The organism is Acidovorax sp. SUPP3434 (assembly GCF_030159015.1).
Lineage (GTDB): Bacteria > Pseudomonadota > Gammaproteobacteria > Burkholderiales > Burkholderiaceae_C > Paracidovorax.
Genome location: NZ_BQXL01000047.1, coordinates 1 through 576, shown reverse-complemented (window position 1 = coordinate 576; position 576 = coordinate 1). Strand labels below are relative to the sequence as shown.

1 protein-coding gene is annotated in these 576 nt (G+C 65.8%); it reads left to right on the top strand.

From position 1 onward, the window contains the following. Positions 1–576, top strand: a 576-nt coding sequence (locus tag AVKW3434_RS24195) for an AMP-binding protein (protein WP_349816846.1), incomplete at both ends; no start/stop codon positions are given.

The window sequence follows — 576 nt, the reverse complement described above, 5'->3', positions numbered from 1 at the left end:
AGACGCATGTTGCGCTGACGGGGCTGCTGGAGCACGAGCATGCCAGCCTGTCGCTGGCGCAGCGCTGCAGCGGGCTGGAGGCGGGGGTGCCGCTGTTCACCGCCTTGCTCAACTACCGCCACGGGGCATCTGCGTCCGAGGATTCAGGCCAGTCCTGGGAAGGCATGGAAATTCTTGGAACGCGGGAGCGCACCAATTATCCGTTCGGGCTGTATGTGAACGACAGGGATGGCGGCTTCGAGCTGGTGGCGCATATTGCGCGCCAGATCGGAGCGCAGCGCGTCGCGGAATACGTGAGGCAGACCCTCGAGGGCCTGGTCCAGGCGCTGGCCCGCAGGCCATCGATGGCGGCCGTAGAAGTGGCGGTCCTTGATGACGAGGAAGACGCGTCCTTGCGGCAAAAGGGCACTTCCCTGAGGGCCGGGCTGGATGCGCAGCCGCTTCATCACCTTGTGGAGCGGCAGGCCATCAACCAGCCTGGCGCCGTTGCGTTGCGTTGCGAGGATCAGACCCTGACCTATGGCGAGCTCAATGCGAGAGCCAACCGAGTGGCCCACCGCCTGATGGCGCTGGGGG